This is a genomic window from Pseudomonas sp. LPB0260 (assembly GCF_013388395.1).
On the sequence record NZ_CP058247.1, the window covers coordinates 1,900,035 to 1,924,220 of the forward strand.

A 24,186-nucleotide genomic window follows, 5' to 3' on the forward strand; every position below is an offset into this window, starting at 1 on the left:
AACAACGGGAGACCTTCCATGCGCCTCTGGCAACGCAGCATTCAGTGGCAGTTGATCCTCAGCATGGGTGCGGCCCTGCTCGCCAGCATCCTCATCGTGGTGGGCATCTACACGGCGGTGGTCAATCGCCTGGCCGAGCGCTACCTGGTCGAGGAGGCGCTGCCGGCGAGCATCCTGGCCATTCGCAACGACCTCGAGCGGGTCCTGGCCGAACCCCTCACCGCGGCGCGCGGCATCGCCCAGAACAGCCTGGTGGCGGACTGGCTGGGCAGCGGCGAGGATTCCGCCCAGCGCGACGCCTTCGCCCGCTACCTGGCCGGCGTGCAGGCGCAGCAGAAGGCCCTGGTGACCTTTATCGTGGCCCTGGACAGCGGCAACTACTTCACCGGCCAGGGGCTCAAGCGCACCCTGACCCGCGGCCCGGCGGACAACGGCTGGTTCTACGGCTTCGTCGACAGCGGCAAGGAGCGCTCGCTGGATATCGACATCGACCAGAGCACCCGCCAACCGACCCTGTTCATCAACCAGCGGGTCGCGGTCGGCGGCAAGACCCTGGGGGTGGCCGGCCTCGGCTTCAGCCTCAGCGCCATGTCGGAGATGATCCGCGACTTCCGCTTCGGCGAGGCCGGGCGGGTCTACCTGGTCAGCGCCGATGGACGGGTCAAGGTGCACCCGCAGTCGGAGCTCAACGACAGCCGCGAACTGGCGCAACTGGTCGGCGCCGAGGCGGCTGGCGGCCTGCTCGGCAAGCGTCGCGAGGCCCTGCGCTTCCAGCGTGATGGTGAAGCCTACCTGGCCATCGCCCAGCCCTTGCAGGCCCTGGACTGGTTGCTGGTCAGCGAGATTCCCGAGGCGGAAATCTACGCCGAGGCGCGCCAGGCCCTGTGGACCAGCAGTTTGATCGGCATAGCCGTGGCCCTGCTGTTCCTCGGCCTGGTGGTGTTGCTGGCCCGGGGCCTGGTGCGGCCGATTCGCCAGGTCACCGCCGCCCTGGTGGAGATCGGTGGCGGCGGCGGCGACCTGACCCGCCGCCTGGACGAGTCGCGGGCCGACGAGCTGGGCGACCTGGCCCGTGGCTTCAACCGCTTCATCGGCAGCCAACGCAGCCTGATCGGCGACGTGCTGACCACCAGCGAGCGCCTGCGCAGCGCGGTCGGCCAAGTCGCCCAGGTGGTGGAGAACACCGCCGACCGTGCCGGCCGCCAGCAGGAAATGACCGACATGGTGGCCACCGCGGTGCATGAGATGGGCCTCACCGTGCAGGAGATCGCGCGCAATGCCAGCAGCGCCGCGCAGGCCTCCCACAGCGCCCGCGACGAGGCGCAGCAGGCGCGCCAGGTGGTCGGCGAGTCGATCACCCATATCGAGAAAATGTCCAGCGAGATCGGCGGTGCGGCCGAGGCGGTCGGCGAACTGGCCAACCAGGTGGCGTCGATCGACCAGGTGCTGGCGGTCATTCGCGGCATCTCCGAGCAGACCAACCTGCTGGCGCTCAACGCCGCCATCGAGGCGGCGCGCGCCGGCGAGATGGGCCGTGGCTTCGCCGTGGTCGCCGACGAGGTGCGTACCCTGGCCAGCCGCACCCAGAGCTCCACCGACGAGATCCAGGACATGATCCAGCGCCTCAAGCAGGGCGCCGACACCGCGGTCAGCTCGATGCACGCCGGGCAGGCCGCCACCGGCACCGGCGTGCAGGCCAGCCAGCGCACCGGCCAGTCGCTCGGCGCGATCACCGAGCAGGTGGAGAAGATCAGCGACATGAACACCCAGGTGGCCGCGGCCACCGAGGAGCAGTCGTCGGTCACCGAGGAGATCAATCGCAACGTCCAGGGCATCGCCGACCTGGCCCACGCCACCGCCGGCGAGGTGTTGGGCTGCCGCGAGGATTGCCGCAGCCTCAGCGCCCTGGCCGAGGACCTGGCCAAGCAGATGGGCAGCTTCCGCCTCTAGCCCGCTATCGGCTGCCTGGCCTGTCTTCGCTCAGGCCAGGGCCAGGCGGTTGCGCCCGGCGTCCTTGGCCAGGTAGAGGGCGTCGTCGACGCGCTTGAAGAAGGCCTCGGCGCTGGCGTCGCGCTCCGGCGCGAAGCAGCCGACACCGAGGCTGGCGGTCAGCGGCAGGGTGTTGCCCTGAACGTCGAAACCCTTATCTTCCAACTCCTGGCGAAAGCTCTCCGCCAGGTGCTGGGCCTGGCCGAGCGGGGTGTTGGGCATCAGCACGCCGAATTCCTCGCCGCCCAGGCGCAGCAGGGCGTCGCTGTCACGCCGGAACACCTGGCGCATGCGCTCGGCGAAGGCGCTGAGGCAGGCGTCGCCGCAGGCATGGCCGTGCTCGTCGTTGATCCGCTTGAAGAAGTCGATGTCCAGCAGCACCAGGGACAGCGGCTCGCCCTGGCGGTGGGCGTTGGCCACCATCACCGGGAACAGGCTGTTGAACTGATAGCGATTGCCCAGCTGGGTCAGGCTGTCGGTGCGGCTGAGCTCTTCGAGGTCGCGTTGCTGCTCGAGCAGCTTGAGCTCCAGGTTCAGATGGTTGTGATAGACCTGACGGTTGCGGCTGAGGGCCATTACCAGGTAGCTGAGGTAGACGATCAGGGCGATGAAATGGCCCCGTTGCGCCTGCCAGTCCAGGGCCAGGACCAGCAGGCCGGGCAGGTAGAACAGCGGCAGGAGCAGCAGGGACAGGTGTTTGCGCATGGCCAGGTGGTACACGCTGGCGGTGCTGAAGGCGATGGTGGCCATCATCGCGACGACCCGCGAACCCTCGAACGCCGCGCTGTACAGCGTCCAGCCCAGCGCCAGGCCCCAGCCCAGGGCGCTCAGCAGGATCAGCGCCCAGTGTCGACTGAGCCAGCGCTGCAGCAGGTGCTGGGCGTTCTGCGCCGGCAGGCGATGGCCCAGGCGCAGGAGCAGCAGCAGGCCGAAGTAGGCGATGCCGGCCAGGCCGAGGGGCCATTGCTCGCTCGGCTGGTTGCTCAACAGCCACACCAGCAACCAGGCCACCAGGTAATAGAAGCCGGCGAGGAAGGAGCGTGCGCGTATGTCCTGTGCTTGGCGCCAGAGGGCGAAAGCGGCAGGCTCATGGGGTAATTCGCTATAGGTCATTGCAGGAGATCACTAGAGCAGCCGAGTTAGAGCATAGCGCTTCTGTGGCGGCAGCAGTGTCGAACGGCCTTTTGGCGGTCCTGCGGCCGAACCCGGGTGGTTCGGCCTGGCCGAGGCGATAGAGGAGGGGCGGGACCTAGCGCAGGATCAGCAGCGGGCCATTGCTGGAGCGCAGCAGGTGGCTGGTGGTGCTGCCGACCAGGAACTGGCGGATCCGCGAGTGGCCGTAGGCGCCCATCACCAGCAGGTCGATGCCATGCTCGGCTTGGTAGGCGTGCAGGGTCGGTTCGACTTCGCCGGCACGGATCGCCAGGTGCACCTCGGCGGCCGAGCCCTGCAAGGCGCGCTCGGCGGCCTTGAGCTGTTCCCTGGCCTCAACGGTGTCGGCGCCGACCATCACCAGGTGGCAGGGCAGGCCCTTGAGCAGCGGGCTGGCGGCGATCAGCTCGATGCCCTTGCGCGCGGTGGCGCTGCCGTCGAAGGCGAACAGGTAGCTCCGGGGCGCCTGGAATTCACCGCAGCTGACCAGGATCGGCCGCTGCAGGGTGCGGATGGCGTTCTCCAGGTGGCTGCCGACCTGTTCGGTCTGGCTGGCGCTGGCCTCGCCCTGGCGGCCGATCACCAGCAGGCGGATGTCCTGCTGCAGCTCGCCGAGGCTGTCGACCAGGTCGCCGTGGCGCTGGCGCAACTGGATGTCGCCGATACCGGCGGCGGTGGCGCGGGCCTTGGCCGCCTCGAGCATCAGGTGGCCCTGCTCCAGGGCCAGCTTGCTGCGCTTCTCGTCCAGTTCGGCCAGCTCCTCGAGCAGGTGTTCGCGGCTGCCCAGGCCGATGGCGCCGGACAGGTCCTGGCGCTGCGGGTACTGCACCTGGTCCAGCACGTGGAGGAAGCTCAGCGGCGCCTGCAGGCGCTGGCTGGCCCAGGCGGCGTAGTCGCACACTGCGGGGGCGGCCGGCGAACCGTCGATACATGCCATTACGTGGCTCATGCTGTTGCTCCTTAGTGGCCCATCAGGTTGTCGACGGCGTCGGGCTTGTCGTGCACGCCGAAGCGGTCGACGATGGTGGCGCTGGCCTGATTGAGGCCGAGCACCTCGACTTCGGTGCCTTCGCGGCGCAGCTTGAGCACCACCTTGTCCAGCGCGGCGACCGCGGTGATGTCCCAGAAGTGCGCGCGCGACAGGTCGATGCTGACCTTATCAAGGGCTTCCTTGAAGTCAAAGGCGTTGCCGAACTTGTCGGCGGAGGCGAAGAACACCTGGCCGACCACCTTGTAGCTGCGCTGCTTGCCGTTCGCGTCGATTTCGGAGTCGATATACAGGAAGTGGCCGATCTTGTTGGCGAAGAACAGCGCCGCCAGCAGCACGCCGACGAACACGCCGTAGGCCAGGTTGTGGGTGTAGACGGTGACCGCCACGGTGGCCAGCATCACCAGGTTGGTCGACAGCGGGAAGCTCTTGAGGTTGCGGATCGAGTCCCAGCTGAAGGTGCCGATCGACACCATGATCATCACCGCCACCAGGGCGGCCATGGGGATCTGGCTGACCCAGTCGGAGAGGAACACCACCATCAGCAGCAGCACCGCACCGGCCACCAGGGTCGACAGGCGTCCGCGACCGCCGGATTTCACGTTGATCACCGACTGGCCGATCATCGCGCAGCCGGCCATGCCGCCGAGCAGGCCGCTGGCGATGTTGGCCACGCCCTGGCCCTTGCACTCGCGGTTCTTGTCGCTGCCGGTGTCGGTCAGGTCGTCGATGATGGTGGCGGTCATCATCGACTCCAGCAGGCCGACCACGGCCAGGGCGGCGGCGTAGGGGAAGATGATCGCCAGGGTCTCGAAGGTCAGCGGCACCTCGGGCCAGAGGAAGACCGGCAGGGTGTCCGGCAGCTCGCCCATGTCGCCGACGGTGCGGATGTCCAGGCCCATGAGCATGGCCACGGCGGTCATCGACAGGATGCACACCAGCGGCGAGGGAATCACCTTGCCGACCTTGGGCACGTAGGGGAACAGGTAGATGATGCCCAGGCCGGCGGCGGTCATGGCGTACACATGCCAAGTCACATCCGTGAGCTCGGGTAATTGGGCCATAAAGATCAGAATCGCCAGGGCGTTGACGAAGCCGGTGACCACCGAGCGCGAGACGAAGCGCATCAGGCTGCCGAGCTTGAGGTAACCGGCGCCGATCTGCAGCACCCCGGTGAGCAGGGTCGCGGCCAGCAGGTACTGCAGGCCGTGGTCCTTGACCAGGGTCACCATGACCAGGGCCATGGCCCCGGTGGCGGCGCTGATCATCCCCGGACGGCCGCCGACGAAGGCGATCACCACGGCGATGCAGAAGGAGGCGTAGAGGCCGACCTTGGGATCGACCCCGGCGATGATCGAGAAGGCGATGGCCTCGGGGATCAGCGCCAGGGCGACCACCAGGCCGGCGAGCACGTCGCCGCGGATGTTGAATAACCAGGTTTGTTTCAGGCTGTGCAGCATCGGCTGTTCCAAGGGCTGTGCTCCGCCGGCGTGAACAGGCAGCGGGTGGAGCGGGTGAGCGACAGAAGGTATCAGGGGGCAGCGCCCGGCTCGGGCATGAGTGCGGGCCGAACCAGGCGCGCACCCGGCGCGCGGGGACGAACAACATAGGCGCGCATCGGCGGCTGGCGTGACGCTCGGAGCCGCGCGATTGGCCAGGCTACGTTCCCGGCGGGCCAAAAAGGGCGCATACCCTACCACAGCGGGGCCTGCGCCGCACCCGCAGGGCCGGCGCGATTGGGACTGGTCGTGGTGGATCGGCCGGATGCCGGTGATGGTCAGTTGCAAGCCGACGAGCCTGCACGGAGCGCCATGCGCGCAATGGCCAGCACTACGCCGGCGTCCTGCTTAGCCGAGGCTTTTCTCCATCTGCACCAGGGCCACCCGGCGGCCCGCAAAATCCTGGCGTTCGACGATGTCGCGGGCGCGGTAACCGAGGCGGGCGTAGAGCAGCAGGCCGGCGGCGTTGTCGTTGTGGCAGGACGCGCGCATGCAGGCGGCATTGAAGTCCTCTAGGGCCTGGCGCTCCATCTCGCCGATCAGGTAGTGGGCGACGCCCTGGCCGCGGGCCCAGGGGGCGATCATCAGGTTGCCGAGGGCGCAGAACTCGTTCGGCTGCGCCTGGTAGAAATTGGCGAAGCCGGCGACCCGGCCGTCCAGCAGCGCCACCGTGCTGTTGCTGCGCTCGGCCATGGCCGTCGCCAGCTGCGCGACGCTCAGCGGCCAGCTGGCCCTGGGGTAGCTGAAGAACAGCTCCTGGGCGTTCTGCGGGAACTCGACCACGCTCGCCAGATCGGCGGGGCTGGCGGGGCGGTGGCTGGGTCGGGCGGGGTGATTCATGGAGGCTCCTGCTGGCCGGTGCAATGAAGGGTTTACTGATAGCAGCGCCGCACGCGTGGCACAACTTGGGCTAGTGCGGCGGATACTGGCCGAGCACCTTGGCCACCGTCTGGCGAATCGCCGTGTCGCGCTCGCGCGGGTCGCGGTAGTCGCCGCGCAGGCTTTGCGCCGCGCTGCCGCGCCACACCAGCTGGTTGTCTTGGCCGTCGAACAGGTCGATCTGCAGGGTGCCGACCTGATAGTCGAGGGTGCGCGTCTCGACATAGGCCGGGCCGCCCCAGACGCCGCCCCAATGTCCGCTCCAACCGCCGCCGTAGCTGGTGCTGACCTGCTGCTGGCGCTCGTCGACGATCAGCCAGGCCTGCACCCGCAGGTCGCCACTGGTGCCGGGCGGCGCGGCGCGCAGTCCGCGTTGTTCCAGCTGCTCGGTGATGGCCGCGCGCAGGCGCTGCTCGGTCAGGCCGCTGTTGAGCCTGGGGTCGTCGGGCCTGTACTGCACGGCCGGCTCCTGCCAGCTCCAGCTCTGGTAGCGGGCGAAGTCGCGCTGCGGGTCGAAGTCGCGGCTGAGGCGGGTGGTCTGGCAAGCCGTCGTCAGCAGCAGGGTGGCGATCAGTAGCAGGGGCAGGCGCATGCTCGGGTCTCCTCATCGCCGCGGTCCGGGACGAGCCCGCGCGGCGTTGCTCGGGTTGGCTCAGGCCGGTGGATAGTCTTGCAGGGCACGCTTGCAGGCGGCGCGCAGGGCGTCGGCGCGCTCGGCCTGGCTGCCGCCGCTGGGCAGCTCGGCGAGGCCTTGCCAGACCGGCTGGCCGTCACGGCGGTCGAACAGCTCGATGCTGACCACCAGGACCTCCACCTCGTAGGCGCGCTCCACCGGAATGCGGCCCCAGTAGCCCGGGTAGTCGGCGTAGTAGCCGCGATCGTGATAGCCGTCATAGTGATCGACCACCTGGCGGATGCGCCGCTCCAGGCGCAGCTCGCTGCGCACCCCGAGGTCGGCCACTGCCCCGCCCTGGGCCGGGCGCAGGCCGCGCTGATCGAGGGCGTTGCTCAGGGCCTCCTGCACCAGCTCGGCGCTGGCCCAGGCGCTGCCGGCCGGCGGCTGATCGTTGTGCCAGGTCCAGTTGCGGTAGCGCCTGTAATCACGCGGTGCCGCCGGGTAGGCGCTGCGATCCAGCTGGGTGGCCGCCTGGGCCGGTGCCGGCGGCAGGGGCATGGATTGCGCGGTATAGGGGTTGGGGCCCTGGCAGGCGGCCAGGGACAGGCACAGCAACAACAGGGCAAAGCGGGTCATCTTCCCTCCGGGTCAGCGCGGCCGGCAGATCCAGTGCAGATAGCGGCCCAGGCCGGCGAAGCTCGGGTGGCGGCGGTAGGCCAGCTCCATTTCCAGCAGGTCGATCGGTTCGGCCTTGGCCTGGAACTCCTGGCTCATGTAGTCGTGGAAAACCCGCACGCCACTCTGGCTTTCGACCCGCCAGTACTCGTCGAGTTGCACCGCCAGCTCGCGCGGGTCCAATGGCCGTTGCGGCGTCAGGCTGCTTTTCTCGCCGGCGAACTCGGCCTTGCGCAGCTTGCGGAAGTGGCCCTTGAGCAGGTTGCGGTAGATCAGCGCATCCTTGTTGTAGAAGGCCAGCGACAGCCAGCCGCCCGGCGCCGTGAGCTGGTGCAGCACCGGCAGGATGGCCTGGGGTTCGGCCAACCATTCCAGCACCGCATGGCAGACCACCAGGTCGTAGGGCTGGTTGAGCTGGCCGAGCAGGTCCTGCCAGGGGGCCTGGATGAAGGTGGCCGGTTGGCCAGCGCCGGCGAAGCGCGCGCGAGCGCCCTCGAGCATCGGCGCGGCGGGTTCGGCGAGGGTCACCAGGTGGCCACGGCCGGCCAGCCACAGGGCCATGTGGCCGAGGCCGGCGCCGATGTCGAGCACCCGCAGCGGCCGGTCGGGCAGCGCCTCGGCCAGGTCGGCCTGGAGCACCGCCAGGCGGATCGCGCCCTTGGCGCCGCCGTAGATCTTCTCGGCGAAACGGGTGGCCAGCTCGTCGAAATGACGGTCCTTCATCGGGCGAAACGCCGTTCGCTGTCGGCCAGCTTGGCGCGCACCGCCTGCTCCAGGTCGATGCCCAGCTCGCTGCACAGCAGCAACAGGTAGAGCACGATATCGCCGACTTCCTGGCCGGCGTGCGCCAGCTGCTCGGGAGCGAGCTGGCGCGACTGTTCCTCGCTGAGCCACTGGAAGATCTCCACCAGCTCGGCCATCTCCACGCTGGCAGCCATGGCCAGGTTCTTCGGGCTGTGGAATTGGCGCCAGTCGTTGCGGTCGCGGATGGCGTGCAGGCGGGCGGTGAGTTCGGCGAGGTCCATGGGGCTCCGGCGTGAGTGATCGGCTGAGGGCGCATTGTTTCATGGGGTCGGAGTGCCGGCCAGCGCCCGAGCGGGCGCCCATGGACTAGCCTGAGCCTCATGCCAGTGCCGCACCCCGAGGAACCCGCCATGAATTCGCTGCGCCGCGTCGCCATCGTCGGTGGCAACCGCATTCCCTTCGCCCGCGCCAACGGCGCCTATGCCACGGCAAGCAACCAGGACATGCTCGGCAGTGCCCTGGACGGTCTGGTGGAGCGCTTCAACCTGCACGGCGAGCGTCTCGGCGAGGTGGTGGCCGGGGCGGTGCTCAAGCATGCGCGCGACTTCAACCTGACCCGCGAGTGCGTGCTGGGCTCGCGCCTGGCGCCCGAGACGCCGGCCTACGACCTGCAGCAGGCCTGCGGCACCGGCCTGGAGGCGGCGCTGCTGGTGGCCAACAAGATCGCCCTCGGGCAGATCGACTGCGGCATCGCCGGTGGCGTCGACACCACCTCCGACGCGCCGATCGCGGTCAGCGAGGGCCTGCGCAAGATTCTCCTGGAGGCCAATCGCGGCAGGCGCACCGTCGACAAGCTCAAGAGCCTGCTCAAGCTGCGTCCGCGCCACCTGGCGCCGTCCCTGCCGCGCAATAGCGAGCCGCGTACCGGGCTGTCCATGGGCGAGCACTGCGAGCGGATGGCGCAGACCTGGGGCATCCCGCGCGACGAGCAGGATCGCCTGGCCGTGGCCAGTCATCAGAATCTCGCCGCGGCCTATGCCGAGGGCTGGCAGGACGACCTGCTCACCCCCTTCCGCGGCCTGACCCGCGACCAGAACCTGCGCCCGGACATCGACCTCGACCGGCTCGCCGACCTTTCGCCGGTGTTCGACCGCGGGCTGAACGGCACCCTGACCGCGGCCAATTCGACCCCGCTGACCGACGGCGCCTCGCTGGTGCTGCTGGCCAGCGAGGACTGGGCCAAGGCCCGCGGCCTGCCGGTGCTGGCCTATTTCAAGGACGGCGAGGCGGCGGCGGTGGATTTCGTCGGCGGCCAGGAGGGCCTGTTGATGGCTCCGGTGTACGCCGTGCCGCGGTTGCTGGCACGCAACGGCCTGCGCCTGCAGGACTTCGACTACTACGAGATCCACGAAGCCTTCGCCGCCCAGGTGTTGTGCACCCTCAGGGCCTGGGAGGACGCCGACTACTGCAAGCGCCGCCTGGGCCTGGCGCAACCGCTGGGCGCCATCGACCGCCAGCGGATGAACGTCAAGGGCAGTTCCCTGGCCGCCGGCCACCCGTTCGCTGCCACCGGCGGGCGCATCGTCGCCAACCTGGCCAAGCTGCTGGCGGTGGCCGGGCAGGGGCGCGGTCTGATCTCGATTTGCGCGGCGGGCGGCCAGGGTGTGACCGCGATCCTGGAAAGGTAATCCAATAGCCGTGGCCGCTCGTCATCGCGGCCACGCGATGTACGCAACTCCATGATTGAGGGCGGTCCCGCCGGTTGGGGCCGCCTTTTTTTTGTGCCTGAACCGAGCCCGCCTGGCCGCGACGTCGGCGTTCAGCCGCCTTACTGCCGCTGCCAGGCCTGCCAGCGCTCGGCGATGGCCTCGCCGTGCTTGCTCCAGTATTTGAAATCCAGGGTCACCTGGCTGTCGCTGTGGGCGCTGGGCAGGTTGTCCGCCAGCACCGCCGGCACCTTGCCCTGGCTCTCCAGGTTGACCGGGGCATAGCCACTGAGGATGGCGAAGTCGGCCTGGGCTTGGGGACTGCTGGCGAAACCGAGGAAGCGCTTGGCCGCTGCGGCGTTCTTGCTGCCGCGCGGGATCACCAGGAAGTCGCCGCTGACCAGGTTCTGCTGCCAGCCGATCCCCACCGGCGCCCCGCTTTGCTGCAGGGCATTGACCCGGCCGTTCCAGAACATGCCCAGGCTGGCCTCGCCCGAGGTCAACAGGCGCTGGGACTCCTCGCCGCCGTCCCACCAGAGAATGTCCGCCTTGATCTGCTCGAGCTTGGCGAAGGCGCGATCCAGGTCCAGCGGGTAGAGGCGTTGTGGATCGACGCCGTCGGCCAGCAAGGCCATCTCCAGCACGCCGGGGCTCGGCCATTTGTACAGCGCGCGCTTGCCGGGGAAGTTGTCGGTGTCGAACAGCGCCGCCCAGTTCCGCGGTTGAGCGGGCAGGCGCTCGCTGTTGTAACCGAGGACGAAGGAGAAGTAGAAGGAACCCACGGCGTAGAGGGTGACGAAGCGCGGGTCGATCTGCGGCTGGGCGATCAGCTTGAAGTCCATGGGTTCGAGCAGGCCTTCGCGGCCGGCACGCAGGGCGAAGTCGGGCTCGACGTCGACCACGTCCCAGGTCACCTCGCCGCTCTCGACCATGGCCTTGAACGCGGCGTAGTCGGTGGGGCCGGCCTGTTTCACGGCGATGCCGGTCGCCCGGGTGAAGGGCTCCGCCCAGGCTTTTTGTTGGGCGGACTGGGTCGAACCGCCCCAACTGACGAAGGTCAGGCTCTCTTGCGCCTCAGCGACTTGGCAGCCCATCCACAAGGCGCCCAACAGGACGAAAACCGGTCTTGCCAACCCCATAACCAACCCCCACTCGTGCGGCGAATCCATCCAGTGATCGATCGCGATCTAATTGTGGGATTCGGTATACCAGTATGCCGTGATACATGCCTAGACCGGCCGCACATTTATACGATCTGGTTATTAGCGTCGTGCCGCGGATGCGCATCTTCGCGGCTGAACGAAAAAAGCCGGATCATTGCTGATCCGGCTTTGCTGTGTGGCTCAGGTGGGGCTCAGCGGAACGCCGGCACCACGTGCTTGATGAACAGCTCCAGGGACTTCTTCTTTTCCTCGTGGGACAGGCCGTTGTCGGCCCAGAAGCTGAACTCGTCGACGCCAAGCTCCTGGTAGTGGCGGATGCGGGCGATGATCTGCTCGGGGGTGCCGATCATGGTGTTCTTGTGGATGTTCTCCAGTTCGAACTCCGGGCGTTCCTTGAACTTCTCCTCCGGGCTCGGCGGCAGCAGGCCGTTGACCGGGGTCTGCTTGTTGCCGAACCAGGCGTCGAAGGTGCGGTAGAAGCGCGAGATGGCCTTGGCGCCGACCATCCAGCCCTCGGGGTCGTCGCTGCTGTGCACGTGGGTATGGCGCAGCACCATCAGTTGCGGGCGTGGCACCTCGGGGTTGTTGGCCAGGGCGGTCTCGAACTTGTTCATCAGGTCGACCACTTCCTCGTCGCCCTTCATCAGCGGGGTGACCATCACGTTGCAGCCGTTCTTCACCGCGAAGTTATGCGAGTCGGGGTCGCGGGCGGCGATCCACACGGGCGGGCCGGGCTGCTGCACCGGCTTGGGCGAGGAGGTGGAGCTGGGGAACTTCCAGAGCTCGCCGTCGTGGGCGTAGTCGCCCTGCCACAGGGCCTTGACCACCGGGACCATCTCGCGCAGGTGCTGGCCACCCGAGGAGGCCGGCATGCCACCGGCCATGCGGTCGAATTCGTACTGGTAGGCGCCGCGGGCCAGGCCCACTTCCATGCGACCGTTGCTGATCACGTCGAGCAGGGCGCACTCGCCGGCCACGCGGATGGGGTGCCAGAACGGCGCGATGATGGTGCCGGCGCCCAGGCGAATGGTCGTGGTCTTGCCTGCCAGGTAGGACAGCAGCGGCATCGGGCTCGGCGAGATGGTGTATTCCATCGCGTGGTGCTCGCCGATCCAGACGGTGCTGAAGCCGCCGGCCTCGGCCATCAGGGTCAACTCGGTGAGATTCTCGAACAGTTGACGATGGCTGACTTGCTCGTCGTAGCGCTCCATATGCACGAACAAAGAAAACTTCATGGCATTTACCTCGAACCTGTTGCTGAGCGGCCGTAGCCCGGTGGTCGGCCGAAAGGGTGAAGAGCGCGCGGCGCTGCATCGCGGTTGATTCCGCTGCGTCGGGTAGACGGCCAGTAAATGGCTGAGCGGAACGTTGTGTGTTGGTATACCATAATACGCAGTATCCACAAAATTTTTCTGCCCAACGCACCGTACCCAAGGAGAGAGGATGAACATCAAGCAGAAGTTAACCCTGGCGTTCGCGGTGATTGCCTGCGTGCCGGTCATCCTGGTCGCGCTGCTGATCATCCTGAATCTGCGCAGTGAAGCACGCACGGCGTTCCTCGACAGCAGCGCCCGGGAGATCCGCCAGGTCGACAATGCCATGCAGCTGTTCTTCGAGAGCATCCGCCAGAACGTCGATTTTCTCGCCAGTCAGCCGCAGCTCACGGCGATCGACGGCGACCTCAAGCGCTATCTCGCCGCCGACGCCGCGCGGGTCGAGATGGGCGCGCAGGACCAGCGGGTATTCGAGCTGTTCGCCGCCCTGGCCGCCAGTCATCCGGCCTACGCCTACCTGTCCCTGGGCACCCGCGAGGGCGGCTATGTGTTCTGGCCGGGCGATCCGAACCTGAGCAACTACGACCCGCGCACGCGCCCCTGGTACCAGGCCGCCATGGCCGAGCCGGGCAAGACCCGGCGCACCGCGGCCTACTACTGGGCGGCGGACGATGTGGTGCTGGTCAGCACGGTGCGCAGCTTCGCCAATCGGCTGGGCAGCCCGGGTGGGGTGGTGAATATCGATGTGTCGCTCAAGCAGCTGACCGATCTGGTCAAGCAGATCAAGCTGGGTGACAGTGGCTATCTGCTGCTGATGGAAGACAACGGTACCGTGCTGGTGGACCCGAGCGAGCCGGCGCACAACTTCAAGCGCCTCGCGGACCTGGGTGGCGGCTACAGCGAGCTGGCCCGGGCCGAGCAGGGCCTGGTGGAAGTGCAGATCGATGGCCAGCGCTATATGGCCAATGTGTGGCCGTCCGAACAGCTGGGCTGGCGCTTCGTTGGCCTGATTCGCCAGGACGAGGTATTCGGTTCCGCCACTCGCCTGGCCTGGCTGATCGCCGCCATCGCCCTGGCCCTGGCCGTGCTGTTCGCCTTCGTCGGCGCCTGGTTCGCCGGTCTGATCGTGCGGCCGATCCGCTCGGTGGCGGGTGGCCTGGAGGGCATCGCCCAGGGCGACGGCGACCTGACCGGCAGCCTGGCGGTGCGCGGTGCGGATGAAACCGCGCAGCTGGCCGGCTGGTTCAACCAGTTCCTCGGCAGCATCCGCCAGCTGATCCAGCGCATCGGCCAGGCGGCGGGGCAGATTCACAGCAGTTCCGGCAGCTCCAGCGAGGTGGCCGGGGAGATGGCCGAGGTGGCGGCGCGCCAGCGTGAGGCGGTGGACATGGTGTCCACCGCCTTCCATGAGATGGTCATGACCGCCAATGAGGTCGCGCGTTCCTGCACCCAGGCCGCCGAGTCCGCCGACAGCGGACAGCGTCAGGCCCATGCCGGGCAGCGGCAGATCGACGAGGCGGTCGAGCGGGTCAACCGTCTGAGCGGCGAGATTCAGCAGTCGGCCGGCGCCATGCGCCAACTGGAGCAGGACAGCCAGGATATCCAGTCGATTCTCGGCACCATCCGCTCGATCGCCGAGCAGACCAACCTGCTGGCGCTCAATGCGGCCATCGAAGCTGCCCGCGCCGGCGAGCAGGGCCGCGGTTTCGCGGTGGTCGCCGATGAGGTTCGCGCCCTGGCCAAGCGCACTGCCGACTCCACCGAGGAGATCGATGGCCTGCTCGGTGGCCTGGCGCGGCGCACCCAGCAGATGGGCACGCAGATGCAGGGCAGCCTCGAGGTGTCGCAGCTGACGGTGGCCTCGATCAGCCAGGCGAGTGCCAGTTTCGAGCGGATTCGCGATGCGGTGGATGTGATTCGCGACATGAACACCCAGATCGCCACGGCCGCCGAGGAGCAGCATCAGGTGGCCGAGGACATCAACCGGCACATCAGCCAGATCCACGCCGATGCCCGCCTGGTGGCGGACCTGGCGGGAACCACCAGCGTGGATGCCAAGACCCTGGCGGGCCTGTCCGAGGAACTGAGCGCGTTGATCCGGCGCTTCAAGACCTGAGGTGTGTCGCGCCCGGGGCCGGCTCGCTCCGGCCCCGGGCGGCTATCGGGGGGATAGCTCAGGCAAAGGCGGGCAGGGCGCCCATCTTGCCGCGGCAGTAGACCATGGGCGCGACCGCCTGCTCCGGCACGATCAGGTTCTTCACCGCGCCGACCAGGATGGCGTGGTCGCCGCCCTCGTACTCGCGCCACAGCTCGCACTCGATGATCGCGGTGGCGTTGCGCAGGATCGGATTGCCCAGTTCGCTGAGGCTCCACTCGATGCCGTTGGCCTTGTCGCTGCCCTTGCGGGCGAAGGCGTAGGCCTCGCCCTGCTGCTCGGCGGACAGCAGGTGGATGGCGAAGCGCCGGCTCTTGATCAGCGCCGGGTAGGAGTCGGAGCTGTAGTTGGGGCAGAACAGCACCAGGGCCGGGTCCATGGACAGGGAGCTGAAGGCGCTGGCGGTGAGGCCGACGATGCCGCCGTTTTCGTCCAGGGTGGTGATCACGGTGACGCCGGAGGGGAAGGAGCCCATGACGTGTTTGTAGGCAGTTGCGTCGATCATCTCGAGTACCTCGGCAGAGCGTGGCTGCGACCGGCAGCCATGGTGGGGCTGGCACCGCCGGCTTGTTCCGGCGATTCGATTTGAATGATGGTATACCGTAATACGGTGTTCGCAAGAATTATTTGTGGCCGGCGGCGAACGGTCGTCCGCTGCCGATCGGCTCGGCCAGGGCCGGTTGGCTGGGGGCGGGAGTGGGGTCGACGCCAGGCGCTTGCATCGGGGCCGGAAACACACAGCCCCTTGGCCTGGGCGGCAGGCGCAAGGGGCTGCGGGTGTTGGCCGGCGCGGTGGTGCGCCGGCTGGGAGTCGACTGCCGCGGTGCGTCAGCCGCCGAACGTCAGGGTTTCCACCACTTCCAGGTCGTAGCCGGTCAGGCCGGCGTACTTCAACGGCGCGCCGAGGTGGCGCAGCTTGCCGACGCCGATGTCCTGGAGGATCTGCGCGCCGGTGCCGACTTCCGAATAGATGCGCGACTGCGAGCGGTTGAACTGCTGGCGCGGCTGGGTCAGTTGCGGCACGCGTTCCAGCAGGGCCTGGGACGACTCGTTGTTGGCCAGCACCACCACCACGCCGCGGCCTTCCTCGGCGACCTTCTGCAGCGCCGCCCACAGTGTCCAGTTCTGCGGGCCGGTGTACTCGGCGCCGACCAGGTCGCGCAGCGGGTCGATCACGTGCACGCGCACCAGGGTGGGCTCCTCGCGCCGGATCTCGCCCATCACCATGGCCATGTGCACGCCGCCTTCGATGCGGTCCTCGTAGGTGATCAGGCGGAAGTCGCCGTGCACGGTGGGCAGCTCGCGCTCGCCGATCCGGGTCACCGTGTGCTCGGTGCTCAGGCGGTAGTGGATCAGGTCGGCGATGGTGCCGATCTTGATGCCGTGCTGGGCGGCGAACTTCTCCAGGTCGGGACGACGGGCCATGCTGCCGTCCTCGTTCATCACCTCGACGATCACCGACGCCGGGCTGAAGCCGGCCAGGCGCGCCAGGTCGCAGCCGGCCTCGGTGTGCCCGGCGCGGTTGAGCACGCCGCCGTCGCGGGCGCGCAGGGGGAAGATGTGCCCGGGTTGCACCAGGTCTTCGGCCTTGGCGTCCGGCGCCACGGCGGCCAGCACGGTGCGCGCGCGGTCGGCGGCGGAGATGCCGGTGGTGACGCCGGTGGCGGCCTCGATGGAAATGGTGAAGGCGGTGGAGAAGGCACTGCCGTTGGCCGGCACCATCTGCTCCAGGCCGAGGCGCTGGCAGTGCTCGTCGGTTAGGGTCAGGCAGATCAGGCCGCGCGCCTCGCGGGCCATGAAGTTGATCGCCGCCGGCGTACACATTTCCGCCGCCAGCAGCAGGTCGCCCTCGTTCTCGCGGTCCTCGTCGTCCACCAGCAGGACCATCTTGCCCTGGCGGTAGTCCTCGATGATTTCTTCGATGCTGTTGAATGCCATGCCAGTGTTCTCACGGTTTGCGATGGGTGACGGTTGTTCGATCGGCTGTATGGTATACCATATTACGAAATTCTGACGAACACCCGAGGTAAAGATGAAGGCGTACTGGATTGCCCATGTCGATGTGACCGACCCCGCGCAGTACAGCGAATACACCCGCCGGGCACCGGCGGCGATCGCCCAGCACGGCGGCCGGATCCTGGCCCGGGGCGGGCGCTCCGAGGCGCTGGAGGGGCGGGCGACGCCGCAGCGCAGCGTGGTGATCGAGTTCGCGACCTACGAGCAGGCGTTGGCCTGCTACCGTTCGGCCGAGTACCAGGACGCCTGCAGCCAGCGCCAGGGTGCGGCCCTTGCCGAGGTGATCATAGTCGAGGGCGTTGCGCCCTGAGCCGACGTGAGGCTGGTGGGCTGGGTGGCTCGCTTTAGCGGATAAAGTGCACTTTGCCGGTGTCGTCGTTGCCGACGTAGATGCCGTAGACCCCGGCCTGGCGCTCCTCGATATAACGCTCGAGAATCTGCCGGATCGCCGGGTAGTAGATGCTCTCCCAGGGGATCTCTTCCGGGGCGAAGAAGCGGTAGTCGAGGGTCTCGGGGCCGAACTGGCCGGTCACTTCCAGCGCCACGGCGCGGAAGATGATGTACACCTCGCTGATCTTCGGCACGCTGAAGATCGAATAGGGGCAGAGGATCTCGGCGCGTACGCCGCTTTCCTCCCAGACCTCGCGCAGGGCCGCCTCCTCGGTGGTCTCGCCGCTTTCCATGAAGCCGGCCGGCAGGGTCCAGGTGCCGGGGCGCGGGGCGATGGCACGCTGGCACAGCAGGTACTTGCCGTCCTGCTCGATGATGCAGCCGGCGATGATCTTCGGATTCTCGTAGTGGATATAGCCGCAGCCCGCGCACATCAGGCGCTCATGGGTGTCGCCTGGCGGCTGCCGCCGGCTCAGGCGGTCGGCGCCGCAGCCGGGGCAGAAGCGCGGAGTGGGCATGGGCTCAGCGTCCTATGCGCGGGTCTTTGAGGGCGATCGGCGCGGCGATGTCACGTACCTTGGCCGGTTCTTCCTGCTTGGACTTGAGGTAGTCCAGGGCCACCTTGGCGGCGGCGCGCACGTGGTCCACCGAGGCCTGGTGCGCGGCCAGCGGGTCGCCGCTCTTGATCGCCTCGACGATGCGTTCCATCTCCTGGTTGCTGCTGCCGCGGCGGTTGGCCTGCGACACCGAGGTGGCGCGCAGGTAGCTGATGCGCGCCTGCAGCTGGCGCAGCTGGGTCGCCGCGATGTGGTTGCCGGAGCCCTCCAGCAGCACGTCGTAGAAGCCCTGCACCGACTCCAGCACCTGCTGCAGTTCGCCTTCCTCGAGGACCTTACGGTTGGCCTCCAGGGCGCGCTCCAGGGCGCGGATGTCCTTGGCCTTGGCATTGAGGGTGAACAGCTGGACGATCAGGCCCTCGAGCACGCAGCGCAGCTCGTAGATGTCGCGGGCGTCCTCCAGGGTGATGATCGCCACGCGCGGGCCCTTGGCGTCGGCGAACTCCACCAGACCTTCGGATTCGAGGTGGCGCAGGGCCTCGCGTACCGAGGTGCGGCTGACGCCGAGGCGGTCGCACAGGTCGCGCTCGACCAGGCGGTCGCCGGGCAGCAGCTGGAAGTTCATGATGGCGCTGCGCAGTTTTTCCAGCACGATTTCGCGCAGGGTAACGGGGTTGCGATTGACCTTGAAGCTATCGTCGAGAGGCAAGCGTTTCATGGGTTCCGCTCTGGTTGAGACTGTCCTTAAAAAGCAAAAAGCACCCAGATCGCTGGATCGAGGGTGCTCCGGATGCTTCCTTCAAGCCAGTTGTTACGATTGGCTTTCAGCATCGGCCTCGGCAAAGGCTTCGCGGGCGATGCGGAAACTGTCCACGGCTGCAGGTACGCCGCAGTATATGCCGACCTGTAGCAGGATCTCGCGGATCTGCTCACGGCTGAGGCCGTTGCGCAGGGCTCCACGGATATGCAGCTTCAGCTCGTGCGGGCGATTGAGTGCCGAAATCATCGCCAAGTTTATCATGCTGCGTTCGGCCAGGGATAAGCCCTCGCGGCCCCAGACGTGGCCCCAGCAGTACTCGGTGACCAGTTCCTGCAGGGGGCGGTTGAAGTCGTCGGCGTTGTCGATCGACTTGTTGACGTAGGCCTCGCCCAGCACCTGGGTGCGGATCGCCAGGCCCTTCTCGTACTTGTCGTTGCTCATGTTGCGCTCCTTCGGGGGCGGGCCGTCACAGGCCGCCCATCAGGGTGTATTTGATCTCGAGGTAGTCCTCGATGCCGTACTTGGAGCCTTCGCGGCCCAGACCGGAGGCTTTGACGCCGCCGAAAGGCGCGACCTCGGTGGAGATCAGCCCCTCGTTGATGCCGACCATGCCATATTCCAGCGCCTCGCTCATGCGCCAGGCGCGGCCCAGGTCGCGGGTGTAGCAGTAGGCGGCCAGGCCGTACTCGGTGTCGTTGGCCAGGTGCACGGCTTCGGCTTCACTGCCGAAGCGGAATACCGCGGCCAGCGGGCCGAAGGTTTCCTCGCGGGCGACCTTCATCTCCAGGCTCAGGTCGGCGAGCACGGTCGGCTGGAAGAAACCGTTGCCCAGCGCGTGGCGTTCGCCGCCACAGAGCAGGCGCGCGCCCTTGCCGAGGGCGTCCTGCACATGGTCCTCGACCTTGGCCACGGCGCGCTCGTTGATCAGCGGGCCCTGGGTGACGCCGGACTCGAAACCGTCGCCGACCTTGAACTCGCGGACGCGCTCGGCCAGGCGCGCGACGAACGCCTCGTAGATGCCATCCTGCACCAGGAAGCGGTTGACGCACACGCAGGTCTGCCCGGCGTTGCGGAACTTGGCGATCAGCGCGCCCTCGACCGCGCGCTCCAGGTCGGCGTCGTCGAAGACGATGAACGGCGCGTTGCCGCCCAGCTCCAGCGAGACCTTCTTCAGGGTGTCGGCGCACTGGGCCATGAGCAGCTTGCCGATGGCCGTGGAGCCGGTGAACGACAGCTTGCGCACCGCCGGGCTGCCGGTCAGCTCGGCGCCGATGGCCACCGCGTCGCCGGTGATCACGTTGAAGATGCCGGCCGGGATGCCGGCCTGCTCGGCCAGGGCGGCCATGGCCAGGGCGGAGAACGGGGTTTCCGGGGCCGGCTTGACGATGCACGGGCAGCCGGCGGCCAGCGCCGGGCCGGCCTTGCGGGTGATCATCGCGGCCGGGAAGTTCCACGGGGTGATGGCCGCGACGACGCCGATCGGTTCCTTGCTCACGACGATGCGTGCATCGCCCTTGTGGCTGGGAATGGTGTCGCCGTAGATGCGCTTGGCCTCCTCGGCGAACCACTCGATGAAGCTGGCGGCGTAGAGAATCTCGCCCTTGGCTTCGGCCAGCGGCTTGCCTTGCTCCAAGGTGAGGATCTCGGCCAGGGCATCGGCATGCTCCAGCATCAGCGCGTGCCAGCGCTTGAGGATGCTGCTGCGTTCCTTGGCGGTGCGCGCGCGCCAGGCGGGCCAGGCGGCATTGGCGGCGGCGATGGCGCGCTGGGCTTCGGCGCTGCCCATGTTCGGCACCTGGCCGATCACCGCGCCGTTGGCCGGGTTGTGGATTTGCTGGTGTGTGCCGTCCTGGGCATCACACCATTGACCGTCGATGAAGGCCTGCTGGCGGAACAGGTGTGCGGCTGCTGGGGTCATGTCGGCTCCGGGAATAAAAAAGGGTCGCCTGCGCAATACGTGGAGGCAGACGACCCAAAAAAACTGTCAGGTGATGGCGTTCAGGCGATGGCGGGCAGGGCGCCCAGCTTGCCGCGGTGATAGACCATCGGGGTCAGCTCGACCTCGGGGATGATCAGGTTCTGCACCGCGCCGACCATGATGGCGTGGTCGCCGCCTTCATATTCGCGCCACAGCTCGCACTCGATGATTGCGGTGGCCTTGCTCAGCAGCGGGTTGCCCAGCGCGCTGAGCTGCCAGTCGATGCCCTTGGCCTTGTCCTTGCCTTTGCCGGCGAAGGCATAGGCCTCGGCCTGCTGCTCGGCGGACAGCAGGTGGATGGCGAAGCGCTTGTTGGCGCGCAGCACCGGGTAGGAATCGGAGGCGTAGTTGGGGCAGAACAGCACCAGCGCCGGGTCGATCGACAGGGCGCTGAAGGCGCTGGCGGTGATGCCGACTATGCCGCCGTCCTCGTCGAGGCAGGTGATCACGGTGACGCCCGAGGGAAACGAGCCCATCACCTCTTTGTAAATGCCTGGTTCGATCATCTTTGACTACCTATGGGTTGCGGTTCGTGGCGGCTCAGCGCATCACGAAGGGGTCTGGCATCGGCGCTTGCGAGAGGTTGATCCACACCGTCTTCTGCTCGGTGTAGGCGAGCACCGAGTCGATGCCGCTCTCGCGGCCATAGCCGCTGTTCTTGAAGCCGCCGATCGGCGCCATGGCCGAGACCGCGCGGTAGGTGTTGACCCAGATGATCCCCGAGCGCACGTCGCGGGCCAGGCGGTGGGCGCGGCCGAGGTCGCGGGTCCAGATACCGGCGGCCAGGCCGAACTGCGAGTCGTTGGCGATGGCCAGGGCCTCGGCCTCGTCCTTGAAGCGGATCACCGAGGCGACGGGGCCGAAGACCTCTTCCTGCATGATCTTCATCGAGTTGCTATCGCACTCGAACAGGGTCGGCTCGTAGTACCAGCCGTTGCCCTCGACCTGCGGGCGCTTGCCGCCCAGGCGCAGGGTCGCGCCCTCGGCCAGGGCGTCGGCGACCAGGCCTTCGACCACAGCCAGCTGCTGCGCGGTGGCCATGGGGCCCATCTCGCTCTGCTCGTCCTGCGGGTTGCCGATGCGGATGCGCCGGGCGCGTTCGATCAGGCGGGCGACGAACTCGTCGTAGATCTCGTCCTGCACCAGCAGGCGCGAGCCGGACACGCAGCTCTGCCCCGAGGCGGCATAGATGCCGGCGACGGCGCCGTTGATGGCGCTGTCCAGGTCGGCGTCGGCGAAGATGATGTTCGGCGACTTGCCGCCCAGCTCCAGCGACAGCTTGGCGAAGTTCTCCGCGCTGCTGCGCACCACGTGGCGGGCGGTGGCGGCGCCGCCGGTGAAGGCGATCTTGCGCACCAGCGGGTGGCGGGTCAGCGCCGCGCCGGTGCTCGGGCCGTAGCCGGTGACCACGTTGACCACGCCCGGCGGAATGCCGGCTTCCAGGGCCAGGCGGGCCAGCTCGAGGATGGTCGCCGAGGCGTGCTCGGAGGGCTTGAGCACCACGGTGTTGCCGGCGGCCAGGGCCGGTGCCAGCTTGATCGCGGTGAGGTACAGCGGGCTGTTCCAGGGGATGATCCCGGCGACCACGCCCAGCGGCTCATGCACGGTGTAGGCGAACAGGTCGCTCTTGTCCAAGGGCAGGGTGCCGCCCTCGAGCTTGTCGGCGAGGCCGGCGGTGTAGTGGAAGAACTCCGGCAGGTAGCCGACCTGGCCGCGGGTCTCGCGGATCAGCTTGCCGTTGTCGCGGCTTTCCAGCTGGGCCAGGTGCTCCTTGTTCTCGGCGATCAGGTCACCCAGGCGGCGCAGCAGCTTGCCCCGGGCGGTGGCGGTCAGGCCGCGCCAGGCCGCACTTTCGAAGGCCTTCTGCGCCGCCTGAACGGCGCGCTCGACGTCGGCTTCGTCGGCGTCGGGCAGTTCGGCCCAGGGCTCGGCGAGGGCCGGGTTGAGGCTCTGGAAGGTCTTGCCGGACAGGGCGTCGAGCCACTGGCCGTCGATGCACATGCGAAAGCGTTCGAGGCTCATGCGACGATCTCCTTTACTGGGGGCGCTGCGTGCTGGGTATTGCCGAGGAAGTCGAGCAGCAGCTGGTTGACCAGGCGCGGCGACTCTACCGGCATCATGTGCCGCTGTTCTTCGAGTATGGCGGCCTGGGCACCGGGAATCCGCGCGGCCAGTTGCCGGGCCATCTCGGGCGTGGAGCCGGGGTCCAGTTCGCCGGTGGCGATCAGGGTCGGCGCCTGGATGCTCGAAAGCTCGTCGGCACCATACATGTCCTGGGTGGCGAACAACGAGTAGGTGGTCAGGTAGCCCTGGGGATCGTTGCCCGCCAGGACCTGGCGGATCGCCGCGATCTGCGCCGGGTTGGCCGCCTGGTATTCGCGGCTGAACCAGCGCGCCAGGGCCGCCTCGGCGTTGGCCGCCGGACCGAACTCGGCGACCTGGGCGGTGCGCTCGATCACCCCTGCGCGCTGCTCGGGGCTGCGATTGAACACGCTGTTGAGCACCACCAGGGCACTCAGGCGGGCCGGCTGCTGCAGGGCAAACGCCCGCGCCACCAGGCCGCCCATGGAGAAGCCGACCACCGCGACCCGGGGCAGGTCGAGGTGCTCGAGCAACTCGCGCAACTGTTCGGCATAGTCCGGCAGTCCGGCGTCTGCCGGCGGCAGGGCGCTGGCGCCATGGCCGAGCATGTCGTAGGCGATCACGCGGAAGTGCGGGGCCAGGCCGACGATCTGCCCGCCCCACATTTCCTTGTTCAGGCCGACCCCGTGGATCAGCACCACGGGGTGGCCTTGGCCGGTCGCCAGGTAGCTGGTGCCGGCCGGGGTCTGTTCAGCGGTGAGCCGAATCATGGGTTGCTCCTGCGCGCGCCTGGCAATTACTGGGCTTGCTCGGCGGCCAGTTCTTCCAGGTCGATGTAGCGGTTGCCGATACGCGGGTGCAGGCGGCCGCCGTCGGAAGCGCCCAGGACGACGACGATCTCGTCGGCGCGCGGGGCGTCTTCGATCTGCATCTCCAGGGTGACATAGTGCGAGCGCGCGCCTTCGTCGTCCTTGTGCATCATCGGAATCTGGATCGAGGTGCCCGGGCCGCCGCGCTTGTTGGTGAAGCTCAGGTAGCTCTTGGCGTTCACCGCCTGGCGGTAGTGGTTGCCGAAACGCAGGTTGTGGATCACCGCGGAGGCATGTTCGATCTCGCCGTCGGCGCCGACGACGGCGGCCTTACCATAGGCCTCGATCTTCTCGGCGCCACCGATGGCGTCGACCAGGCGCTTGACCATCAGCGCGCCCAGCTCGGAGCAATTGGCCTTGATTTCCGAGCGCAGGTCTTCGACGAAGCCACGGCCGGACCAGGGGTTCTTCATTACCACAGCTAGGCCGACCATGGTCACCGGCTTGTCGGTGGCCTTGCCACCTTCGATAAGGGTTTCTTCCACGTAGCTGACGATCTTGCGGATTTCAAAGCTCATGAGGCTCTCCTGGGCTGCGGATGGGGCGTAATCGCCGTAGTCGTATTATGGTATACCATAAGACCATTATGGCAAGTCAAGTGATCCGGTGGCCCTGCGCCGCCGGTGGCTTGGCTGGAAGCGGGAGCGATCAATGAGCGCTGATTTTTCTCAGGCCAAGTGCTTTGCTTCTGTAT

At 67.7% G+C, this 24,186-nt stretch carries 24 protein-coding genes and 2 pseudogenes; 6 read left to right on the plus strand and 20 right to left on the minus strand.

The features are described from left to right. Positions 1-63: 63 nt before the first annotated feature. Together LPB260_RS29320 and LPB260_RS29325 are read left to right on the plus strand one after the other, a co-directional pair. Positions 64-1,083 (plus strand): annotated as a pseudogene (locus LPB260_RS29320) (cache domain-containing protein); the annotation flags it as partial. Between the two features lie 138 nt (positions 1,084-1,221). Then, on the plus strand, positions 1,222-1,950 hold the full coding sequence (locus tag LPB260_RS29325) for a methyl-accepting chemotaxis protein (protein ID WP_371926167.1): 729 nt from the start codon (positions 1,222-1,224) through the stop codon (positions 1,948-1,950). Between the two features lie 30 nt (positions 1,951-1,980). Here LPB260_RS29325 and LPB260_RS08300 read toward each other — a convergent pair whose 3' ends face one another. From LPB260_RS08300 to LPB260_RS08335, 8 genes are all read right to left on the minus strand, one after another. Further along, positions 1,981-3,102: a GGDEF domain-containing protein gene (locus LPB260_RS08300; protein ID WP_208708220.1), complete on the minus strand. Its 1,122-nt coding sequence runs from the start codon at positions 3,100-3,102 to the stop codon at positions 1,981-1,983. Between the two features lie 136 nt (positions 3,103-3,238). Then, positions 3,239-4,090, minus strand: a complete 852-nt coding sequence (locus tag LPB260_RS08305; RefSeq protein ID WP_208708221.1) for a universal stress protein — start codon at positions 4,088-4,090, stop codon at positions 3,239-3,241. An 11-nt stretch (positions 4,091-4,101) separates the two neighbouring features. Beyond that, a complete protein-coding gene (locus LPB260_RS08310) occupies positions 4,102-5,589 on the minus strand; it encodes a SulP family inorganic anion transporter (RefSeq protein WP_208710131.1) in 1,488 nt (495 codons plus the stop codon). 387 nt (positions 5,590-5,976) lie between these two features. Beyond that, on the minus strand, positions 5,977-6,468 hold the full coding sequence (locus tag LPB260_RS08315) for a GNAT family N-acetyltransferase (protein ID WP_208708222.1): 492 nt from the start codon (positions 6,466-6,468) through the stop codon (positions 5,977-5,979). Positions 6,469-6,538: 70 nt separating this feature from the next. Further along, positions 6,539-7,099 (minus strand): DUF4136 domain-containing protein, encoded by a 561-nt coding sequence (locus tag LPB260_RS08320; protein WP_208708223.1) that lies wholly within the window; start codon positions 7,097-7,099, stop codon positions 6,539-6,541. A 60-nt stretch (positions 7,100-7,159) separates the two neighbouring features. Continuing rightward, positions 7,160-7,759 (minus strand): DUF4136 domain-containing protein, encoded by a 600-nt coding sequence (locus LPB260_RS08325; RefSeq protein ID WP_208708224.1) that lies wholly within the window; start codon positions 7,757-7,759, stop codon positions 7,160-7,162. A gap of 12 nt (positions 7,760-7,771) precedes the next feature. After that, positions 7,772-8,521, minus strand: coding sequence for a methyltransferase domain-containing protein (locus LPB260_RS08330; protein ID WP_208708225.1), 750 nt, complete (start codon positions 8,519-8,521; stop codon positions 7,772-7,774). Beyond that, on the minus strand, positions 8,518-8,823 hold the full coding sequence (locus tag LPB260_RS08335) for a nucleotide pyrophosphohydrolase (protein ID WP_208708226.1): 306 nt from the start codon (positions 8,821-8,823) through the stop codon (positions 8,518-8,520). Before LPB260_RS08335 ends, LPB260_RS08330 begins: the two co-directional genes overlap by 4 nt. 129 nt (positions 8,824-8,952) lie before the next feature. Between LPB260_RS08335 and LPB260_RS08340 the strand changes: the two genes are divergently transcribed. Beyond that, entirely contained in the window at positions 8,953-10,230 is a 1,278-nt protein-coding gene (locus LPB260_RS08340; protein WP_208708227.1) for an acetyl-CoA C-acetyltransferase, read from the plus strand. Positions 10,231-10,370: 140 nt separating this feature from the next. On the opposite strand, the gene LPB260_RS08345 is transcribed toward LPB260_RS08340, so the two are convergent. Both LPB260_RS08345 and LPB260_RS08350 read right to left on the minus strand, forming a co-directional pair. Continuing rightward, positions 10,371-11,387, minus strand: coding sequence for an ABC transporter substrate-binding protein (locus tag LPB260_RS08345; protein WP_208708228.1), 1,017 nt, complete (start codon positions 11,385-11,387; stop codon positions 10,371-10,373). 215 nt (positions 11,388-11,602) lie between these two features. After that, complete coding sequence (locus LPB260_RS08350; protein WP_208708229.1) at positions 11,603-12,646, minus strand: LLM class flavin-dependent oxidoreductase; 1,044 nt, start codon at positions 12,644-12,646, stop codon at positions 11,603-11,605. 364 nt (positions 12,647-13,010) lie between these two features. Here LPB260_RS08350 and LPB260_RS29330 point away from each other — a divergent pair. Next, positions 13,011-13,946, plus strand: a pseudogene (locus LPB260_RS29330) (cache and HAMP domain-containing protein); the annotation flags it as partial. A 126-nt stretch (positions 13,947-14,072) separates the two neighbouring features. Then, positions 14,073-14,801: a methyl-accepting chemotaxis protein gene (locus LPB260_RS29335; protein WP_371926169.1), complete on the plus strand. Its 729-nt coding sequence runs from the start codon at positions 14,073-14,075 to the stop codon at positions 14,799-14,801. 58 nt (positions 14,802-14,859) lie between these two features. Here LPB260_RS29335 and LPB260_RS08360 read toward each other — a convergent pair whose 3' ends face one another. Both LPB260_RS08360 and ribBA read right to left on the minus strand, forming a co-directional pair. After that, positions 14,860-15,345, minus strand: a complete 486-nt coding sequence (locus tag LPB260_RS08360; RefSeq protein ID WP_208708231.1) for a flavin reductase family protein — start codon at positions 15,343-15,345, stop codon at positions 14,860-14,862. A gap of 323 nt (positions 15,346-15,668) precedes the next feature. Further along, positions 15,669-16,778 carry a bifunctional 3,4-dihydroxy-2-butanone-4-phosphate synthase/GTP cyclohydrolase II gene (gene ribBA / locus LPB260_RS08365; RefSeq protein ID WP_208708232.1) on the minus strand — a complete coding sequence of 370 codons (1,110 nt, stop codon included), beginning with the start codon at positions 16,776-16,778 and terminating at the stop codon, positions 15,669-15,671. Positions 16,779-16,872: 94 nt separating this feature from the next. Between ribBA and LPB260_RS08370 the strand changes: the two genes are divergently transcribed. Continuing rightward, positions 16,873-17,166 carry a DUF1330 domain-containing protein gene (locus LPB260_RS08370; RefSeq protein ID WP_208708233.1) on the plus strand — a complete coding sequence of 98 codons (294 nt, stop codon included), beginning with the start codon at positions 16,873-16,875 and terminating at the stop codon, positions 17,164-17,166. 34 nt (positions 17,167-17,200) lie between these two features. Here the strand turns inward: LPB260_RS08370 and LPB260_RS08375 are convergent, their stop codons facing one another. From LPB260_RS08375 to LPB260_RS08410, 8 genes are all read right to left on the minus strand, one after another. Beyond that, positions 17,201-17,764 carry an NUDIX hydrolase gene (locus tag LPB260_RS08375; protein WP_208708234.1) on the minus strand — a complete coding sequence of 188 codons (564 nt, stop codon included), beginning with the start codon at positions 17,762-17,764 and terminating at the stop codon, positions 17,201-17,203. A gap of 4 nt (positions 17,765-17,768) precedes the next feature. After that, positions 17,769-18,521 carry a GntR family transcriptional regulator gene (locus tag LPB260_RS08380; protein WP_208708235.1) on the minus strand — a complete coding sequence of 251 codons (753 nt, stop codon included), beginning with the start codon at positions 18,519-18,521 and terminating at the stop codon, positions 17,769-17,771. A gap of 93 nt (positions 18,522-18,614) precedes the next feature. Further along, a complete protein-coding gene (locus tag LPB260_RS08385) occupies positions 18,615-19,004 on the minus strand; it encodes a carboxymuconolactone decarboxylase family protein (RefSeq protein ID WP_208708236.1) in 390 nt (129 codons plus the stop codon). A 25-nt stretch (positions 19,005-19,029) separates the two neighbouring features. After that, the gene (locus LPB260_RS08390; protein ID WP_208708237.1) at positions 19,030-20,481 is read right to left on the minus strand and encodes an NAD-dependent succinate-semialdehyde dehydrogenase; all 1,452 of its coding nucleotides are present in this window, start codon (positions 20,479-20,481) and stop codon (positions 19,030-19,032) included. 80 nt (positions 20,482-20,561) lie between these two features. Beyond that, positions 20,562-21,047, minus strand: a complete 486-nt coding sequence (locus tag LPB260_RS08395; protein ID WP_208708238.1) for a flavin reductase family protein — start codon at positions 21,045-21,047, stop codon at positions 20,562-20,564. A 34-nt stretch (positions 21,048-21,081) separates the two neighbouring features. Continuing rightward, a complete protein-coding gene (locus LPB260_RS08400) occupies positions 21,082-22,563 on the minus strand; it encodes an aldehyde dehydrogenase (protein ID WP_208708239.1) in 1,482 nt (493 codons plus the stop codon). Then, complete coding sequence (locus tag LPB260_RS08405; protein ID WP_208708240.1) at positions 22,560-23,393, minus strand: alpha/beta fold hydrolase; 834 nt, start codon at positions 23,391-23,393, stop codon at positions 22,560-22,562. Before LPB260_RS08405 ends, LPB260_RS08400 begins: the two co-directional genes overlap by 4 nt. 26 nt (positions 23,394-23,419) lie before the next feature. Next, positions 23,420-24,010, minus strand: coding sequence for an amino acid synthesis family protein (locus tag LPB260_RS08410; protein WP_208708241.1), 591 nt, complete (start codon positions 24,008-24,010; stop codon positions 23,420-23,422). Positions 24,011-24,186 lie beyond the last annotated feature (176 nt).

Excerpts from the sequence above, each read along its gene's own strand:
- LPB260_RS08360 (WP_208708231.1), bottom strand. The coding sequence starts at position 15,345 with ATGATCGACGCAACTGCCTACAAACACGTCATGGGCTCCTTCCCCTCC.
- LPB260_RS29325 (WP_371926167.1), top strand. The coding sequence starts at position 1,222 with ATGGTGGCCACCGCGGTGCATGAGATGGGCCTCACCGTGCAGGAGATC.
- LPB260_RS08330 (WP_208708225.1), bottom strand. The coding sequence starts at position 8,521 with ATGAAGGACCGTCATTTCGACGAGCTGGCCACCCGTTTCGCCGAGAAG.
- LPB260_RS08380 (WP_208708235.1), bottom strand. The coding sequence starts at position 18,521 with ATGAAACGCTTGCCTCTCGACGATAGCTTCAAGGTCAATCGCAACCCC.
- LPB260_RS08310 (WP_208710131.1), bottom strand. The coding sequence starts at position 5,589 with ATGCTGCACAGCCTGAAACAAACCTGGTTATTCAACATCCGCGGCGAC.
- LPB260_RS08370 (WP_208708233.1), top strand. The coding sequence starts at position 16,873 with ATGAAGGCGTACTGGATTGCCCATGTCGATGTGACCGACCCCGCGCAG.
- LPB260_RS08400 (WP_208708239.1), bottom strand. The coding sequence starts at position 22,563 with ATGAGCCTCGAACGCTTTCGCATGTGCATCGACGGCCAGTGGCTCGAC.
- LPB260_RS08410 (WP_208708241.1), bottom strand. The coding sequence starts at position 24,010 with ATGAGCTTTGAAATCCGCAAGATCGTCAGCTACGTGGAAGAAACCCTT.
- LPB260_RS08300 (WP_208708220.1), bottom strand. The coding sequence starts at position 3,102 with ATGACCTATAGCGAATTACCCCATGAGCCTGCCGCTTTCGCCCTCTGG.
- LPB260_RS08345 (WP_208708228.1), bottom strand. The coding sequence starts at position 11,387 with ATGGGGTTGGCAAGACCGGTTTTCGTCCTGTTGGGCGCCTTGTGGATG.
- LPB260_RS08375 (WP_208708234.1), bottom strand. The coding sequence starts at position 17,764 with ATGCCCACTCCGCGCTTCTGCCCCGGCTGCGGCGCCGACCGCCTGAGC.
- ribBA (WP_208708232.1), bottom strand. The coding sequence starts at position 16,778 with ATGGCATTCAACAGCATCGAAGAAATCATCGAGGACTACCGCCAGGGC.
- LPB260_RS08350 (WP_208708229.1), bottom strand. The coding sequence starts at position 12,646 with ATGAAGTTTTCTTTGTTCGTGCATATGGAGCGCTACGACGAGCAAGTC.
- LPB260_RS08405 (WP_208708240.1), bottom strand. The coding sequence starts at position 23,393 with ATGATTCGGCTCACCGCTGAACAGACCCCGGCCGGCACCAGCTACCTG.
- LPB260_RS08340 (WP_208708227.1), top strand. The coding sequence starts at position 8,953 with ATGAATTCGCTGCGCCGCGTCGCCATCGTCGGTGGCAACCGCATTCCC.
- LPB260_RS08325 (WP_208708224.1), bottom strand. The coding sequence starts at position 7,759 with ATGACCCGCTTTGCCCTGTTGTTGCTGTGCCTGTCCCTGGCCGCCTGC.
- LPB260_RS08315 (WP_208708222.1), bottom strand. The coding sequence starts at position 6,468 with ATGAATCACCCCGCCCGACCCAGCCACCGCCCCGCCAGCCCCGCCGAT.
- LPB260_RS08305 (WP_208708221.1), bottom strand. The coding sequence starts at position 4,090 with ATGAGCCACGTAATGGCATGTATCGACGGTTCGCCGGCCGCCCCCGCA.
- LPB260_RS29335 (WP_371926169.1), top strand. The coding sequence starts at position 14,073 with ATGGTGTCCACCGCCTTCCATGAGATGGTCATGACCGCCAATGAGGTC.
- LPB260_RS08385 (WP_208708236.1), bottom strand. The coding sequence starts at position 19,004 with ATGAGCAACGACAAGTACGAGAAGGGCCTGGCGATCCGCACCCAGGTG.
- LPB260_RS08335 (WP_208708226.1), bottom strand. The coding sequence starts at position 8,823 with ATGGACCTCGCCGAACTCACCGCCCGCCTGCACGCCATCCGCGACCGC.
- LPB260_RS08395 (WP_208708238.1), bottom strand. The coding sequence starts at position 21,047 with ATGATCGAACCAGGCATTTACAAAGAGGTGATGGGCTCGTTTCCCTCG.
- LPB260_RS08320 (WP_208708223.1), bottom strand. The coding sequence starts at position 7,099 with ATGCGCCTGCCCCTGCTACTGATCGCCACCCTGCTGCTGACGACGGCT.
- LPB260_RS08390 (WP_208708237.1), bottom strand. The coding sequence starts at position 20,481 with ATGACCCCAGCAGCCGCACACCTGTTCCGCCAGCAGGCCTTCATCGAC.